Genomic DNA, 16,814 nt, shown 5'->3' on the forward strand with positions numbered 1-16,814 from the left:
GGACGGAGGGTGGTTGGTCCGGACATCAGTGCTTCGCCTGCGAGTGGAGGGCGTACGGACGGGCGATGGCGCCGAGCGCGGCCGCCTCCTGTCGGCGGGCGTCCCGGTCGATCCGGCGCTTCTGGGCCCGGGTCAGCTGCCCGGGCCGGCGGCCGCCGAGCACGCGCGCGGTGACGAACAGGACCAGCACGACGCCCATCAGCGTCAGGCCGGCCGCGAAGCCGCGCGCGATCATGCCGTCGTACGGCTGCTTGACGTAGTTCCAGATGTAGAGCGGCAGCGAGACCTGGTGCCCCTCGAAGGGGTTGCCGTTGAACTGCGAGGTGAAGCCGGAGGTGAGCAGCACCGGCGAGGTCTCGCCGACGCCGCGCGCCATGCCGAGCACCACCGCGGTCACCAGGCCGGGCCGGGCGGTCGGCAGCACCACGTTCCACACGGTGCGCCACTGGCTGCCGCCGAGCGCGTACGAGGCCTCGCGCAGGGTGCCGGGCACCAGCCGGATGACCACCTCGGCGGCCCGGGTGACGATCGGCATCATCATCACGGTGAGCGCGAGCGAGGCCGCGAAGCCGCTCTTCTCGAAACCGAAGGTGATGATCACGACGCCGAGGATGAACAGGCCCGCCACGATGGACGGCAGCGCCGTCATCGCCTCGACCAGGGTCCGCACCGGGCGGGCCATCCGGCCGCCGACCTCGGACATGAAGACGGCCGCCGCGATGCCCAGCGGAACGGCGAACAGGGTCGCCAGGCCGAGCTGTTCGAGCGAACCGACGATCGCGTTGAGCGCGCCGCCGGAGGTGAGCTGGTCGAGCGGGCCGGTGTGCTCCATCGACTTGGTGAAGAAGTTGAGGTGCTGGGCCGCCTCCCAGCCGCGGCTGGCGACGTAGCCGATCTGGTCGGCGATCAGCGCGACCACCAGCAGCCCGGAGCTCCAGGCGACCACGGCGACCAGCCGGTCCCGCACCATCATCGGGTTCCACTGGAGCCGGCCGAGCAGGTAGTAGCCGGCCAGGAAGAGCAGGTACCAGCAGAGCAGGAAGCCGAAGGCGCCGCTGAACGGCAGCACCCGCTCGTACAGCACCCAGTCCAGTGCGAGCGAGCCGGCCGTCGCGCCCGCCACGGTGAGGACGTCGTCGCGGGTGACGCCGCCGATCCGGAGCTTCTTCTCGGGGCCCGGGGCCCCGGCCGCGGCGGGCCCCGGGGGCGCGGGCTCACCGGCGGGCCCGGACACCGCGACCGGCGGCAGGTCGAGCGTGGTCATCGGATGGTCCCTTCACGGTTCGGGTGGCTGCGTGGGCCTGTCGTCGCCCCGCGGGCGGGCGTCCGGGGACAGGCCCTGTCCCCGCGGGCGGTTCGGGGGTTCGTCATGCTCAGTCCGCCGTCGCGGCGCCGGAGCGCGAGCGGTTGATGACGACCCCGGCCAGCACGTTGACCAGCAGGGTGAGCGCGAACAGCACCAGACCGGCGGCCATCAGCGCGGAGAGCGACAGCGAGTCCGACTCGCCGAAGCGCAGCGCGATCAGCGCGGAGATCGAGTTGGCGCCGTTCTCCAGGATGTGGGTGATGGCCTTGAAGTTCGGCGAGATGATCAGCGCGACGGCGATGGTCTCGCCCATCGCGCGGCCGAAGCCCAGCATCACCGCGCCGATGACGCCGCCCTTGCCGAACGGCAGGACCACGGCGCGGACCATCCCCCAGCGGGTGGAGCCCAGCGCGTACGCGCCCTCCCGCTCGCCCTGCGGGGCCTGGGAGAAGACCTCCCGGCTGAGCGAGGTGACGATCGGGATGATCATCAGGGAGACCACCACGCCGGCGATGAAGGTCGAGGAGGTGTACGAGGTGCCGATGTCGCCGATGCGCACCTTGAGGAAGGGGATGGCGTCGCCCAGGTGGTTGGCCATCCAGCGGACGAAGCCGATGATCCGCGGCTGGAGGAAGAACAGGCCCCACAGGCCGTAGACGATGCTGGGGATCGCCGCCATCAGGTCGACGAGCGAGATCAGCGCGGCGCGCAGTCGCACGGGGGCGTACTCGGAGATGAAGATCGCGGTGCCGAGTGCCACCGGGACGGCGATGACCAGCGCGATCACCGCGATCAGCAGACCGTTGGGCAGGACGGCGGCGATGCCGAAGTTGTGGGCGGCGGTCTGCCACTTCTGCTCGGTCAGGAAGGACCAGCCGACCGCGCGCAGCGCGTCGGTGCCGCGCAGGACCAGGAAGAAGGCGATCAGTCCCATGATCGCGAAGACCGAGAGGCCGGCCAGCCGCAGCACGCCGCGGAACACCCGGTCCCCCGGGGTCGCGGGGGCGGTGATGGTGCGCGGGACGTCCTGATCGGGCCCGTGGTCGGGTTGGTGCGGCGCCCCGGCGTACGGTGCCGCGGGCTCGGCGGCGGATGTCATGTGTGCTCTCCGTGCTCGGGAACGGGCGTGCTCGGTGAGGGTCCGGGGCGCTGCCGCGGCGGCGTCCCGGGGGGTGCTGTGGGGGGGGGTGGGCCGGGCCGGGGGGGTCGTCACCGGGGGGGGGGGCCGGGCCGGCCGCCCCCGCCGAGCGCGGGTTCCTACTTGCGGCGCAGCCGCGACCACTGGGTGCGGGCGCCGGTCAGCACCTTCGCCCCGGCCGGGGTGCCGCCGAGGAACAGCGCGGCCGGTCCGCCGACCAGCAGCACCAGGCCGGCGATCAGCGCGACGGGCAGCAGCAGCCGGGCGGTGCCGGGCCGGTCGGGCACCGGGGTGCCGACCGGGGCCGCGGCGAGCGGGCCGCCGGAGGGCGCGGCGCTCGCACCGGGCTTGCCGCCGGCGGCCGTGCCGGGGGCCGCGGCGCCGCCGGCCGTGCCGGTCCCGGTGGTGCCGGTGGAGCCGGTGCCGGAGAGACCGCCGCCGGACAGGCCGTCGGAGGAACCGAAGCCGGTGCCGCCGGAGTTGCCGTCCGCGCTGGTGGTGCCGGTGCCGGAGGTGCTCACCGGGCTGGTTCCGTCGACGGTGCCGCCGGAGTCCGAGCCGCCGTTGCCGCTCTCCGGGGTGCCCGGTTCGGGCTTCCCGGCCGGCGGGGCGGTCTGGTTGCCGGGCAGCTTGCCGTCCTGGGCCTCGACGTGCTGGACGGCCTGCTGGGCCTGCTGGCGCTGGGCGTTGTTCAGGGCGAGGAAGCCCTGGGCCAGCTGGCCGGGCGCGATGCCGTAGGTCTGCCCGGTGGTGGTCACCGTCTTGAGGAAGCGGGAGATCACGGCCGCCTTCGCGGCGGGAACCCCGCCGGTCGGGACCATCGCGTACTGGACGTAGCTCAGCGGGTACGCCCGCTGGTCGCGGGAGAACGCGGTGTCGGGCGTGCCGTAGGGCAGCTGCTGGACCCCGGTGGCGGGGTCGGTCGGCATGTCGGCGACGGCGGCCTGGAAGCCGGCCGTGGACGGCGACACGTAGGAGCCGGCCGGGTTGAGCAGCGTGGCCTCGGGCAGCGAGAACGCCTTGGCCTGGGCGGTGTCCATGATGGCGAGCATCATGCGCTGGCCGGCCGGCTGCGCGGCGCAGGCGTCGTGCCCGCCGTTGGCGTTGTAAGTCGGCTGCTGGCAGTTCGGGCGGTTCTGGACCTGGTTGCGGGCGACCCGGGAGAGGCCCTCGGTGGAGGGCACCCACTCGAACTGCTTCCAGTGCGCCGTGTCGGCGCCGTCCTGCGGCGTGCTCGTCCCGGACATGTCCTGGGGCTGGAAGGCCTCGGCCGGGTAGCCGGTGAACCGGGGCTTCAGGTAGAAGCTGTCGACGTGCATGCCCCACGGGTCCGGCTCACCGTCGAGGAAGCGGGCGGCGTCCGGGTCGGCCGCGATCCACGAGGTCAGCAGGTAGGTGAAGTCCGTCGTGCCGCCGGGGACACCGGGGAAGATCGTCAGGGCTCCGCCGCAGCTGGTCGGCCAGCTGATCCCGTTCTCCGGGGTCTCCGGGTTCAGCTGCCTGAACTCGGGGTCGGTGAAGAGGCAGATCGGATTGCCGGCCACGGACGGGATGTCGGCACCGGGCGACGCGTAGGACTGGGTCAGCAGTTTGGCCAACAGCCGCGCGTTCAGCTTCATGTCCTTGATCTGCCGACCGGTGTTCGGGTCGTCGACCACGAAGGTCACGGAGATGCCGGTCGTCGCCAGCGGGGCGTAGACGTACGGCCGCGGGGGCGGTGACGTGTCCGGCCGGGCCGTCAGCGCGAGGTCGATGCTGCTGCTGCCGCCCAGGAAGGCCGACCGGGCCTGCGGCTCGCCACCGGCCGGGATGTAGCCCACGGTCATCGGGGACTCGCCCAGGCACAGGCCCGAACGCCACTGCTGCATCGCCCGGTTGGCCATCTCCAGACCGGCGGCGCCGAAGTCCTGGGCGCTCGCGACGCAGGAGTCCGGGGTGGGCGCGAAGGAGAGCGGGACCACGGTCCTGTTCAGCCAGGCGCACTGCTCGCTGGTGCGGTTCTTGGTCTTCGAGTTGATCCGGCCGGGCTTCATGACGCCGTCCGAAGCGGCGTTGTAGAACCTGTCCTTGTCCATCCGGTGGTCGTTGCAGTCGGCCTTGCCGCCGCGGATGTTGTACAGGTCCGTCGGGTCGCCGCCGTAGTTCGGCTCGACCACGATCGAGCAGGGGTGGGTGGCGTCGCAGCCGAGCGTGGTGCTCTCCTTGGCGCTCCACACCTCGATGGAGGCGGTGCCCGAGCCGTCCGGGCCGGTCGGGGCCAGCACCATGTTCGTGGGCCAGTCCGGCGTCTCCGTGTGCACCGGGCGGGCCGGCTGCTCGAAGCCCGCCTCGCGGTCGCCGCCGTAGAGGGTGCTGCCGTAGCAGTCCGTCACGGCGGGGTCGATGCCGCGACACTGGTAGACCCGGACCGCGTACAGGTTGAGGGTCGACTCCACGGGCGTGGTCGTCACCGGGCCGCCGCTCTGGGTGACGGTCGGCGTGAAGCCGCTCCAGGAGACCTGGAGCACCTGGTTGGTCAGGTTGGTCGTCTGGGAGACCGTCACACTGCCCTCGTCGCCGTACGTTCCGGCGGCCGGGATCCAGACCTTCGGGCCGGTCACGGTCGTCGAGGAGTCGGCGTGAGCCTGCGGCGCCGCGCCCAACCCGATCGGAACGACAGCGAGCGCCGCCACCACCGCCTTGGCGAGGGCCAGGGCCGGTAGTCGACGGCGCCACCTTCCCCGACCTCTTCGGTCGGGTACGCGGGTTCTCATGCGAGGCCTCCGGGAGATGCGGGCCGCCGAGGGAGCGGCGCGAGGGCGTCGGATCGCGCTGGGGACGGACGATTCCGTGCGTACTATTCGGCCAGCCGGACATGGCGGGATCCGGTCGGCCAGGTGTACGAGACCACAACGCGGCGACTCCGTACCGGAGTTGGAAGATCCGCATGCGGCGGGCCCGCACCGAGGCGCGGGCCCGCCGATCTGCGGCCGGGTGGAGCCGGGATCAGCTCGCCGGGGTGAAGGACAGCGCGAGCGAGCCGATCTGCTGGCCGCCCTTGAAGTACGTGGTGCCGAGGTTGGTGTCCAGGTAGTTCGCGCCGGCCGCGTCCACCTGGAAGCTGGAGGAGTTCAGGGTCTGGGTGGTGCCGGTGCGGCCGATCACGTTGTTGCCGCGCGGGTCCAGCAGCGGCACCGGGGTGGTCGAACCGTTCGGCACGGCGGTGAAGTAGCCCTTGGCCACCGAGAAGTCGAGCTGCTTGAAGGTCACGCTCTTGCCGGTCGAGAGATTGATGAAGAGCAGACCGCCGCCGAACTGCACGTGCCCGTAGAAGCCGGGGATGTTCGCGGCGCCGTCGGTCACCGGGAGCGTCACGGTGAGACCGGTGTCGGCGTCGAGCTTCGGGTCGGCCGGCTGCAGCGGGATGACCAGGATGCCGTTGAGCGCGGCGTCCGCCAGGAAGCTCACGTCGGTGGTGATCACGGCCTGGCCGGAGGCCGGGGTGGCGGTGGTGTCGGCGACGGCCGCACCGCTCACACCGGTCAGGGCGAGGACGACGGTGGCACCGGTCGCGGCCAGGCGGGCACTGATGCGGGACATGCCGAACTCCTTGGGAGAGGGAGAGGGAGAGGGAGAGGAGAGGTGATCGGTGGTGCGGTTCGAGGAAGCTCGTGCGGGCGCCGCCGCGGGCGGAACGCGGCCGGCGGCACGGGCCCGGTGAGGGTGCCGGGGGGACGGTCCCGGCAGTACGGCCGTGGTGCGCTCTGCTCCCCGGTCCGAGGGTTCAGCCGGGCCGGCGGCCGCAGGGGTGAGGCCCCTGCGGCCGCCGGTGCGGTGCGAGTTGGGTCAGGAGTGGGTGACGCTGCCGCAGGCGAAGGGCGAGAGCGGCAGGAAGCCGTAGCTCTGGATGTCCGTGGCACCGTTGGTGCAGATCCAGCCACCGGCGCCGAAGATGGCGCGCAGGGCGGTGCCGTGGGCGTCCGTGGCGTTCCACTCGGCGTCACGGAAGACGTTGTAGACCACGCGGCCGTACTGGGTGGCCACGAAGGTGTCGCTGATGACCTTGTTCACGGTGTCGACCGGCGCGATGCCGTCGATGTTGCGGATGGTCAGCGGGCCCTGGACGTCGGCGCCGGCACCCTTGCCGAAGTACACCTGGCCGATGTAGTGGGCGACGGAGTAGGGGACCAGCGCGTTGATGTCGTTCAGCTGGGTGTCGCTGCCCTGGTTCTCCTGGACGCTGCTGTTGACGCAGGCGCCCGGGGTGAGCGGGGTGACGCCACCGTTGATGGCGGTCAGGAAGAAGGAACGGGTGCCCGAACCGGTCTGCGGCAGGAAGGGCTTGATCGTGGCGTTCGGGAGCGACGCGTTGATCTGGTTCCACTTGGTGATCGTGCAGGAGTAGATGCCCTTCAGGTTCGCCGTGGTCAGGTTCGCCGGGGCGTTGCCACCGCTCTTGGCGGCCCAGGAGACCGCGTCCTGCGCCAGCGCGACGAAGTCGTCGGTGGTCGGGTCGGTGGCCACGGGGCCGCGCGAGGAACGGGCGAAGTCCACGGTGGCGCTGGTGTTGGCGTTCAGCGCGGTGATGCCGGAGCCGGAGCCGTTCGGGCGGGTGATCGCGGTGGCACCGGTCTTGGTGGTGATGGTGCCGGCCGGGATCGCGTCCCAGCTGTAGAGGCGCGGGGAGGTGGAGCTGGTCAGCGACGCGTTGTAGTCGGCGGCGAGCTGGTTCAGCACCGACTGGGTCGTGTCGGAGCCGACACCCACGATGTCGATGGCGCGCGGGGTGACACCGGTGGCCGGGTCGGCGACGGCGGTGCCGCCGACGACGGTGGCGAGGGAGGTCGCCAGCGCGGCGACGGTGAGCAGCTTGGCAGCGGTCTTACGCATGTTCCTCTTCCTCCGGGGGAGAGACGTACATCGCGTGAAACCCGTACTCCGTTCGGGAGTTCGGGGCCGTGTGGCCGCGTCCGCTGCGGCCTCGCCGGCAGTGCCGATCCTGTCCGCCGGGGAGGTTCCGCCGGAAGAGAGGTCGAGCCTGGCCGGTGAATGTCGACTCATCGGTTCAGCGAGGTTTAGCCACTGGTCAGCGTGCACGTGACAGGGGCACTGCCGGGGCTCCTAGCCCGGTCGACGTTCTTCTCCAGGAGGCTGCTCGGAGTGTTGCCGGAAACCTGCCCTTCACCGGAACAGCACGGACGGAGATCCGATGGAGGATCCCCTTCCGGGAACGCCGGAATGACGGCCCGTCATCCGACTCGGACCGTCATCGACTCAAACGCTCACAGCGGCCAGCGGCCGTCCCGCCCGGACCGCCGCAACTCCTGCCCCACCCACTGGAGTCCGGCCAGGAACCCCTCGACCCCCGCCTGGCACTGGTCCCGCCGCAGGTACCCCCGCGCGCTGCGGGCCACCGGAACGGCGTCGGCCGCCCCCCGCCGGGTGCTGCGCACCGGCAGGTAGGCGGCCCAGACCCACTGACGCCCCTCGGACTGTCCGACCGAACATCGCAGCGCGGCGCGCTCGATCAGCAGTTCCCGGACCGACTCGGCGAGTTCCTCCTCGCTCCGGTAGGTCCGCACGCCGACCCCGAGCGGCCGACCGTTGGCGGCCCGCAGCGCCCAGCCGAGGCAGCGGTCGGCCGCCGGCACGATCAACAGCCGCGGACCGCGCCGCTCAGCGGCCATCGGTGCGTCTCAACGGCACCGCGGGCTCCGGGAGTTCGCGCGGCGGCTGCTTGGAGAGCAGCACCACGAACCGCCGGAAGGCGTTCTGGCAGGTCGCGTACCGCTCGTACGCGCGGCTGGAGCGCACCTCGGGCAGGGCCCGCGAACCCGGGACGACCCAGATCCAGCCGATGCCCTCCCGCACGTGGGTGATCCGCGCGGTGAGCTCGACCGCCACGACCCGCAGGCCGTCGAAGCCCCGCTCGGCCTCACCGGCCGTCTCGAACGCGGCCGGGGTGATCGCGACCACCCGTCCGTTGGGCGCTTTCAGTTGCCAGCGGTAGCGCCCGTCCGCCGCCCGTTCGGCGCGGAACCCCCCTCGACTTGCCCCTGCTGCGGTGTAGCCGCGGCCGGCAGCGTTCACTGCCCCCTCCGTCCGGTTGCCCTCCGGATTCCCCTCCGAGCGGAGTAAAGCTATGTGTGCACACGGAGCCCCCGAAAGCCCAGAACGTTCACAACTTGCGCCGTTGGTCGGGAAGTTCTCTCTCGTTTAACTTTCACGCGTCTCGATCGGAAACCGCTCCGGAACCGACCCGGAACCGCTCCGGAACCGACCTGGATCCGGCCCGGAACCGACCGGCCACCGGCCGGGAACCGCCCTGGAACGCTCAGAGCCGGGCGGTCCAGCGCACCATCGCCCCCTTGCGGTACGGCCCGCTCTCGTGCCAGGCGTCGCCGCCGAGCGCCTCGGCGCGCCGGGTCAGGTTGAGCAGGCCGCTGCGCCGGCCGCCCCGCGGGATGCCCACCCCGTCGTCGGTCACGGTGAGCAGGACGCCCGGCCGCCCGCCCCGGTCCAGCGACTCCGGGTCGCCGCCCACCGGGCGGCCGTCCTCGTCCAGGTGGGTGGTGGCGTCGATCTCCACCCCGACCCGGGAGGCGCGCGCGTGCCGGGCCGTGTTGGAGAGCATCTCCCGCAGGGCCGCCAGCAGCTGACGGCCGGTGTTCTCGCCGACCAGGCTCTCCACCGGCCCGACGAAGCTCACCGCGGGCTTGAAGCCGAGCGCGGCCGCGGCCTGGCTGGCCTCGCGCAGCACCCGGGTGCGCAGGGTGTCCGGCGCGTCGCCGTGGTTGTCGTGCTGGAGGGCGTAGATGGTGGTGCGGACCTCCTGGATGGTGGCGTCCAGCTCGTCCACCGCCTTGCCGATGCCGACCTTCACCTCGGGGACGACCGCCCGCCGGGCGGCGCTCTCCAGCATCATCCCGGTGGCGAACAGCCGCTGGATCACCAGATCGTGCAGGTCGCGGGCGATCCGGTCGCGGTCCTGGAAGACGGCCAGGCGCTGCTGGTCGCGCTGGCCCTCGGCGAGGCGCAGGGCGAGCGCGGCCTGCGAGGCGAAGGTCTCGGCGAGCTGCTTCTCGCTGTCGGTGAACGGCACCGCTCCGCAGGGGCGCCAGACGCAGAGCCCGCCGAGCACCCGCCCGGCGGCGACCATCGGCACCGCCATGGACGGGCCGAAACGGCGGGCGAGCCTGATCACCACGGTCGGGTCGCTGGACATGTCGTCCAGGTAGACGCTCTCCCCCGCGAGCAGCCGGGCCGCGAAGCTCTCCCTGGGCAGCAGTTCGCCGCGCACGAACTCGGCCAGCTCACCGGAGGCGTGGGCGACCCGCATCTGCCCGTCGCCCTCGTCCCCGTCCTCCGGACCGGTCGGCAGCAGGATCATGCCGAGCGCGGCGTCCGCCAACTCCCGCACCTGCTCGGCCGCGACGGTCAGCGCGGTCTCGGCCTGCTCGGCGGAGAGCAGGGCGGTGGTGACGGCGGCGGCGCCGGCGATCCAGCGTTCGCGGCGGCGGCCCTCCTCGTACAGCCGGGAGTTCTCGATGGCCACGCCGGCCGCTGCGGCGAGCGCGTGCACCACCTGCTCGTCCTCGGGGGTGAAGGCCCCGCCGCCCTTCTTCTCGGTGAGGTAGAGGTTGCCGAACACCTCCGCGCGGACCCGGATCGGCACACCCAGGAAGGTCCTCATCTGCGGGTGGTGCGGGGGGAACCCGGAGGAGCGCGGGTCGGCGCCGAGGTCGGTCAGCCGCAGCGGCTCGGGGCGGTCGATGAGCACGCCGAGGATGCCCCGGCCGGCGGGCAGTTCGCCGATCTCGCCGGCGGTCCCGTCGTCGACCCCGACGTGGATGAAGTCGGCCAGGCCGGTGCCGCCGGGGGCGATCACGCCGAGCGCCGCGTACCGGGCGTCGACCAGTTCGGCCGCGCCCACGGCGATCCGGTGCAGGGTGGCGTGCAGGTCCAGCCCGGCCCCGATCGAGACCACCGCCTCCAGCAGCCGCTGCATCCGGTCGGTGACCGCGGCGGCCGACTGGAGGCGCTCGGCGACCTCGGTGACCAGGGTGTCCAGCCCCAGCGAGGCGATCTCGGGCACCCGATGGGGTGTCGGCTCGGGCGTGGCCTCGGGGAGGTCCGGCGTGGGGTCCATGGAGAAAGCCTAGTTTGTACGCTTTTCAGCCGAAGGGCGGCGCGACGGGCAGTACGGCGGGCAGTACGGCGGGCCGCGCGGCTACCGGCCCACCGGCTCCAGCAGCCCGTCCGCCTCCCGCTCCCGCCGCCACATCGTGTGCAGCCGCCCGTCCGGGTCGGCGACCAGCTCGGACCAGCGGCCCCGCTCGGCCACCCGCCCGCCGTCCAGCACCAGCACCTCGTCCACCGTGGTGTCGTCCAGCCCGGCCAGCCGGTGGGTGATCAGCACCGTGGTGCGGCCCTCGGTGGCGGCCAGCAGGTCGGCGGTCAGGGCGTCCGCGGTGGGCAGGTCGAGGTGCTCGGCGGGCTCGTCCAGGACGAGGACGGGAAAGTCCGCGAGCAGGGCCCGGGCGAGTGCCAGCCGCTGGCGCTGGCCGCCGGAGAGCCGGGCGCCGTGCTCGCCGACCATGGTGTCCAGGCCGTCCGGCAGGCCCTCGGTCCACTCCAGCAGCCGGGCGCCGGCCAGCGCGGCGCGCAGCTCGTTCTCCGCCGCCTCCGGCCGGGCCAGCCGCAGGTTCTCCCGCAGCGAGCTGTCGAAGACGTGGGCGTCCTGGGCGCAGAGCCCGATCACCCGGCGGACGGACTCGCCCGCCAGCGCGCGGCTGTCCACAGCCTGTGGACAGCCGTCGGCGAACCGCACCGACCCGGCGCTCGGCTCCAGGAAGCGCAGCAGCGCCTGGGCGAGGGTGGTCTTGCCGGAGCCGGACGGGCCGACCACGGCGATCCGGCGCCCGGCGGCGAGGTCGAGGTCCACCCCGGCGAGCGCGTCCACCGCCTGCCCGGGGTGGCGGACGGTCAGCCCGCGGACCGCGACCGGCAGCGGCCGCTCGGGCAGCGCCACCGGTTCGGCCGGCTCGGTGACCGGCACCGGAGCGTTCAGCACCTCGTCCAGCCGGGCCCGCGCGGCGCGGCTGCGCTGGCGGGCCTGGACGGCGAGCGGCATCCCGGTGACGGCCTCGAAGGCGGCCAGCGGGGTCAGCACCACCACGGCCAGGCAGACCGGCGCCAGCACCCCGTCGCGCACTCCCTGGACGCCGACCGCGGCCGCGGCGGTCACGGTCAGCCCGGTGAGCAGGGCGATCAGCCCGGTGCCGAGTGCCGTGGTGGCGGCCGAGCGGGCGGCCAGCCCGGTCAGCGCGGCGTCGGCGGTGCGGACGGCGGCCAGCCGGCCGGGCAGGGCGCCGGCCACGGTGAGCTCGGCGGTGCCGGTGAAGGCGTCCACCACGGCGGTGGCCAGGCGCCCGCGCGCCGGGGCCTGGCGCCGTTCGGCACCGGCCGACCAGCGGGCGGCCAGGGCGGGCACCAGCACGCCCGCGAGCAGCAGCCCGAGGCCGAGCACCAGCCCGGCGGCGGGCAGGAAGGCGGTCATCGCCGCCGTCGAGGCCAGCGTGACCAGGCCGGCCACCGCGGCCGGCAGCCGCCAGCGCAGGTAGTGGTCCTGGATCGCGTCGACGTCGGCGACCAGCCGGGAGAGCAGGTCGCCGCGCCGGAAGGCGGGCAGTCCGGCCGGGGCGAGCGCGCTCAGCCGTCGGTAGACGGCGGCCCGCAGGGTGCCGAGGGTGCGCAGCACCGCGTCGTGCGAGACCAGCCGCTCGGCGTAGCGGAAGACGCTGCGGCCGATGCCGAAGGCCCGTACCGAGGTGACGGCCATCATCAGGTAGAGCACCGGCGGCATCTCGGAGGCCCGGGAGATCAGGTAGCCGGAGGTGGCCATCAGGGCGACGGCGCAGCCGAGGGCGAGCGCGCCGAGCAGGATCGAGAGCGCCAGCCGGGGGGTGGTGCCGCCCTCGGGGCCGGTCTCCTCGGCGACGGCGGGGGCGGGGGTCGGCTTCCCGCTGTGCTTCCCGCCGCGCTTCCCACCATGGTGACCGCCGTGGCGACCGCCCTCCGTGAACGGGGCGGGCGGGGCGGCGGCGGGCCCCGCCAGCCGTACCCGCCGGTCGGCGGCGGCCAGCAGGGCCGGCCGGTGCGCGACCACCAGCACGGTGCGCGCCGGATCGGCGGCCAGCGCCCGGACGGTGTCCACCACGGCCGCCTCGGAGGCGCCGTCCAGGTTGGCGGTCGGCTCGTCCAGCAGCACCAGCGGCCGGTCGTCGGCGAGCAGCACCCGGGCGAGGGCGAGGCGCTGGCGCTGCCCGGCGGAGAGCCCGGCGCCGTCCTCCCCCAGGACGGCCGCCAGGTCGGTCACGAAGTCGAGCGCGTGCGCGGACCGCAGGGCCGTCCACAGCTGCTCGTCGGTGGCCTGCGGCCGGTAGAGCCGCAGGTTCTCGGCGACCGTCCCGGCGAACAGGTGCGGGTGCTGCGGCACCCAGGCGATCTGCCGCCGCCAGCTCTGCGGGTCCAGCTCGGCCAGGTCGTGGACGCGGCCGTCGGCGGCGGTGATCCGGACGGTGCCGGAGTCCGGGGCGGTGAGGCCGAGCAGGACGGCCAGCAGGGTGGACTTGCCGGCGCCGCTGGGGCCGGTGAGCGCCGTGCTGGAGCCCGGACTCAGGGTCAGCCCGGCGCCGTCCAGGGCGGGCTCGGTGCGCCCGGGGTGCCGGACGACCAGGCCGTCGGCGGCGATCTCGGCACCCGCGAGGTCCGGCGCCGGGGTGGTGCCGGCGGCGGGCAGCGGGGTCTCCAGCACCCGGAACAGCTCGTCGGCGGCGGTCAGCCCCTCGACGCTGGAGTGGTAGAGCGCGCCGACCTGGCGGATCGGGAAGTACACCTCGGGGGCGAGCACCAGGATCAGCAGCCCGGTCTCCAGGTCGAGCGTGCCGTCCACCAGCCGGAAGCCGACGGTGACGGCGACCAGCGCGACGGACAGGGTGGAGAGCAGTTCCAGGGTGAAGGAGGAGACGAAGGCGATCCGCAGGGTGCGCAGGGTGGCGCGGCGGTAGTCGGCGGTGATCCGGGCGATGGTGGCGGCCTGGGTGCGGGCCCGGTTGAACACCTTGAGGGTGGGCAGCCCGGCGACCACGTCGAGGAAGTGGTGGGAGAGCCGGGCCAGGGTGTTCCACTGCCGGTCCATCCGGGACTGGGTGGCCATCCCGATCAGCACCATGAACAGCGGGATCAGCGGCAGCGTTCCGGCGATGATCGCGGCCGAGGTGAAGTCGGCGCCGACGATCCGCAGCAGCACGATCACCGGGACGACCACGGCCAGCGCCAGCTGCGGCAGGTAGCGGGCGAAGTAGTCGTCCAGCGCGTCGATGCCGCGGGTGGCGAGGGTGGTGAGTTCGCCGGTGCGCCGGCCCGCCAGGTAGGACGGGCCGAGCGCGGTGGCGTGGTCGAGCAGCCGGCGCCGCAGGGTGGACTTCACCCGGGCGACGGACCGGTGCGCGGTGAGCTCGGTGAGCCAGCCGACCAGCCCGCGCCCGACCGCCGTCAGGGCGAGCAGCAGCAGCGGCGTGGTCAGCTCGCCGAGCGTCGCCCCGCGCTGGAAGGCGCGGACGACGATCTCGGCGATCAGACTCGCCTGGGCGACCACCAGGGCCGCGCCGACCGCGCCGAGCAGCACGGATCCGACGAGGAAGGCCCTGGTGGTGCGGGCGTACCCGAGGAGTCGGGGGTCGACCGGCTTCACGGCGTCAGGCCTGGTCGAGCGGGGCGGCCGGGTTGTGCCCGGGGATGTGCTGGACGCCGATCCGCTTGCGGAACACCCAGTACGTCCAGCCCTGGTAGAGCAGCACCAGCGGGGTGAAGATCGCCGCCACGACGGTCATCACCTTCAGCGTGTACGGCGAGGACGCGGCGTTGCCGACGGTCAGGCTCCAGTCCGGGTTCAGGGTGGAGGGCATGACGTCCGGGAAGAGCGCCAGGAAGAGCATCGCGACCGCGGCCACGATGGTCGCCCCGGAGAGGCTGAACGCCCAGCCCTCGCGGCCGAGCTGGTTGGCCGCCAGGGCGCCGAGCAGGGCGACCACCGCGACGATCATCGCGGCGAGGCTGCGGCCGTTGCCGTGGTCGGCCTGGGTCCAGATCAGGAAGGCCAGCGCCAGCACGGCGGTCACCAGACCGGACAGCAGGGCGGCCCTGCGGGCCCGCTCACGGATCTCGCCGACCGTCTTGAGCGCGGCGAACACCGAGCCGTGCAGGGTGAACAGGGCAAGCGTCACCAGGCCGCCGAGCAGCGCGTACGGGTTCAGCAGGTCCCAGAGGGTGCCGATGTAGTTCTTCTGCGCGTCGATGTCCACGCCGCGCACGATGTTGGCGAAGGCCACGCCCCAGAGGAAGGCCGGGAGGAGGGAGGTCCAGAAGATGGCCTCCTCCCAGTTCCGCTGCCAGCGGGCGCCGTCGCGCTTGGCCCGGTACTCGAAGGCCACGCCGCGGACGATCAGGCAGACCAGGATGACCAGCAGCGGGATGTAGAAGCCGCTGAAGAGCGTCGCGTACCAGTCCGGGAAGGCCGCGAAGGTGGCGCCGCCGGCGGTCAGCAGCCAGACCTCGTTGCCGTCCCAGACCGGGCCGATGGTGTTGATCAGCACCCGCCGTTCGGCGGTGTTGCGGGCCAGCGGCTTGGTCAGCACGCCGATCCCGAAGTCGAAGCCCTCCAGGAAGAAGTAGCCGATCCACAGGACCGCGATCAGCACGAACCAGACGTCGTGGAGTTGCATGTCAGATCCTCAGTTCCCCGGTGTCCCGGCGCCTCAGTAGGCGAAGGCGAGCGGCTTGTCGGCGTCCTCGTCCGAGGACGGTCCGCGCAGCGACGGGTCCTTGGTGGGCGGCTGCTCGGTCACCACCGGGCCGGCCTTGGCGTACTTGACCAGCAGCCGGACCTCGATGACCGCGAGGATCGCGTACAGGGTCGTGAAGGTGGCCAGTGCCCCGATCTGGGTGCCGACACCGACGTTGGGGGAGACGGCGCTGGCCGTGGTCATCAGGCCGAAGACGGCCCAGGGCTGACGGCCCATCTCGGTGAAGATCCAGCCGAAGCTGTTGGCGATCAGCGGGAAGCCCATGGTCAGGATGCCGATCCGCCAGCTCCACTTGGTCAGCAGCGGCCCGAGCTCGCGCTTGGGGGTGAGCATCAGCCGGGGCACCTCGGTCTCGCCGGTGCGGAACTCGGGGCGCAGGAAGAGCTTCCTCCGGGTGGTCCACAGGCCGATCAGGCCGGCCAGGAAGGAGGTCATCCCGAAGCCGATCATGAGGCGGAAGCCCCAGTAGGTGACGAAGATGCTCGGGATGTAGTCCTTGGGGTCACCGCCGTGCTGGGCGGCCTCCGCGGCGGCGGTGTCGTTGATGCCGGGGACGGAGGAGCTGAAGTCGCTGTGGGCGAGGAAGGAGAGTATTCCGGGGATCTCCAGGGCGACCGAGTTGTGGCCCTTGCTGACGTCGCCGACCGCGAAGACCGAGAACGGGGCCGGCGCCTGGGTCTCCCAGAGCGCCTCGGCGGCGGCCATCTTCATCGGCTGCTGCTCGAACATGACCTTGCCCAGGGTGTCGCCGCTGAGTGCGGTGCTGGCGCCGAAGACCACCGCGAGCACCAGGCCGAGCCGCAGCGAGGTCCGCATCGCGGCGGTCTTCTTCGGGTCGGCGGTCTCGGGCTTGCGCTTGGCCTTCCAGAGGTGGAAGGAGGCGATGCCGACGACGAAGGCCGCGCCGGTGAGGAAGGCGGCGGTCAGGGTGTGGAAGACGACCACGAGGGTGGTGTTCTGGAACAGCACCTTGACGACGTCGGTCAGTTGGGCCTTGCCGGTGACCGGGTCGATCGCGTAGCCGACCGGGTGCTGCATCCAGGAGTTGGCGGCCAGGATGAAGTAGGCGGAGAGCACGGTGCCCAGGGCCACCATCCACATGCAGGCACAGTGGATCTTCCTCGGCAGCTTGTCCCAGCCGAAGATCCACAGGCCGATGAAGGTGGACTCGAAGAAGAAGGCGATCAGCGCCTCCATCGCGAGCGGGGCGCCGAAGACGTCACCGACGAAGCGGGAGTAGTCGGACCAGTTCATGCCGAACTGGAATTCCTGGACGATTCCCGTGACCACGCCCATCGCGATGTTGATGAGGAAGAGCTTTCCCCAGAACTTGGTGGCGTGGAAGTACTTCTCCTTGTTCGTCCGCACCCAGGCGGTCTCCAGACCGGCCACGATCGCGGCCAGGCTGATCGTGAGCGGGACGAAGAGGAAGTGGTAGACGGTGGTGATGCCGAATTGCCATCGCGCGATGGTCTCGTGAGCGATTGCCAGTTCCACGTCGCCCTCTCTCCCAACCTGCCCGCGT

General features: G+C 72.7%; 11 protein-coding genes. All 11 read right to left on the minus strand.

The genetic code is table 11. The features are described from left to right. Window positions 1-25 precede the first annotated feature (25 nt). On the minus strand, window positions 26-1,264 hold the full coding sequence (pstA, locus tag ACWGJO_RS23960) for a phosphate ABC transporter permease PstA (RefSeq protein WP_452186688.1): 1,239 nt from the start codon (window positions 1,262-1,264) through the stop codon (window positions 26-28). Window positions 1,265-1,373: 109 nt separating this feature from the next. Further along, complete coding sequence (gene pstC, locus ACWGJO_RS23965; RefSeq protein WP_387693982.1) at window positions 1,374-2,405, minus strand: phosphate ABC transporter permease subunit PstC; 1,032 nt, start codon at window positions 2,403-2,405, stop codon at window positions 1,374-1,376. Between the two features lie 158 nt (window positions 2,406-2,563). Continuing rightward, entirely contained in the window at window positions 2,564-5,116 is a 2,553-nt protein-coding gene (locus ACWGJO_RS23970; RefSeq protein WP_452186691.1) for a hypothetical protein, read from the minus strand. A gap of 313 nt (window positions 5,117-5,429) precedes the next feature. Further along, window positions 5,430-6,023: a hypothetical protein gene (locus ACWGJO_RS23975; protein ID WP_387693984.1), complete on the minus strand. Its 594-nt coding sequence runs from the start codon at window positions 6,021-6,023 to the stop codon at window positions 5,430-5,432. 246 nt (window positions 6,024-6,269) lie between these two features. Beyond that, window positions 6,270-7,313, minus strand: a complete 1,044-nt coding sequence (locus tag ACWGJO_RS23980) for a PstS family phosphate ABC transporter substrate-binding protein (protein ID WP_452186693.1) — start codon at window positions 7,311-7,313, stop codon at window positions 6,270-6,272. A 392-nt stretch (window positions 7,314-7,705) separates the two neighbouring features. Beyond that, on the minus strand, window positions 7,706-8,110 hold the full coding sequence (locus ACWGJO_RS23985; protein WP_359914327.1) for a hypothetical protein: 405 nt from the start codon (window positions 8,108-8,110) through the stop codon (window positions 7,706-7,708). Beyond that, window positions 8,100-8,513, minus strand: a complete 414-nt coding sequence (locus ACWGJO_RS23990; protein WP_452186695.1) for a hypothetical protein — start codon at window positions 8,511-8,513, stop codon at window positions 8,100-8,102. The genes ACWGJO_RS23985 and ACWGJO_RS23990 overlap by 11 nt, the downstream gene beginning before the upstream one ends. A gap of 244 nt (window positions 8,514-8,757) precedes the next feature. Then, window positions 8,758-10,572 carry a GAF domain-containing protein gene (locus ACWGJO_RS23995; RefSeq protein WP_452186697.1) on the minus strand — a complete coding sequence of 605 codons (1,815 nt, stop codon included), beginning with the start codon at window positions 10,570-10,572 and terminating at the stop codon, window positions 8,758-8,760. 81 nt (window positions 10,573-10,653) lie between these two features. After that, window positions 10,654-14,178, minus strand: coding sequence for a thiol reductant ABC exporter subunit CydD (cydD, locus tag ACWGJO_RS24000; RefSeq protein WP_452186699.1), 3,525 nt, complete (start codon window positions 14,176-14,178; stop codon window positions 10,654-10,656). Between the two features lie 4 nt (window positions 14,179-14,182). After that, window positions 14,183-15,208, minus strand: a complete 1,026-nt coding sequence (gene cydB, locus ACWGJO_RS24005; protein WP_452186701.1) for a cytochrome d ubiquinol oxidase subunit II — start codon at window positions 15,206-15,208, stop codon at window positions 14,183-14,185. Window positions 15,209-15,241: 33 nt separating this feature from the next. Continuing rightward, window positions 15,242-16,786, minus strand: a complete 1,545-nt coding sequence (locus ACWGJO_RS24010) for a cytochrome ubiquinol oxidase subunit I (RefSeq protein ID WP_452186703.1) — start codon at window positions 16,784-16,786, stop codon at window positions 15,242-15,244. Window positions 16,787-16,814 lie beyond the last annotated feature (28 nt).

The sequence above is a fragment of the Kitasatospora sp. NPDC054795 genome (genome assembly GCF_053611565.1).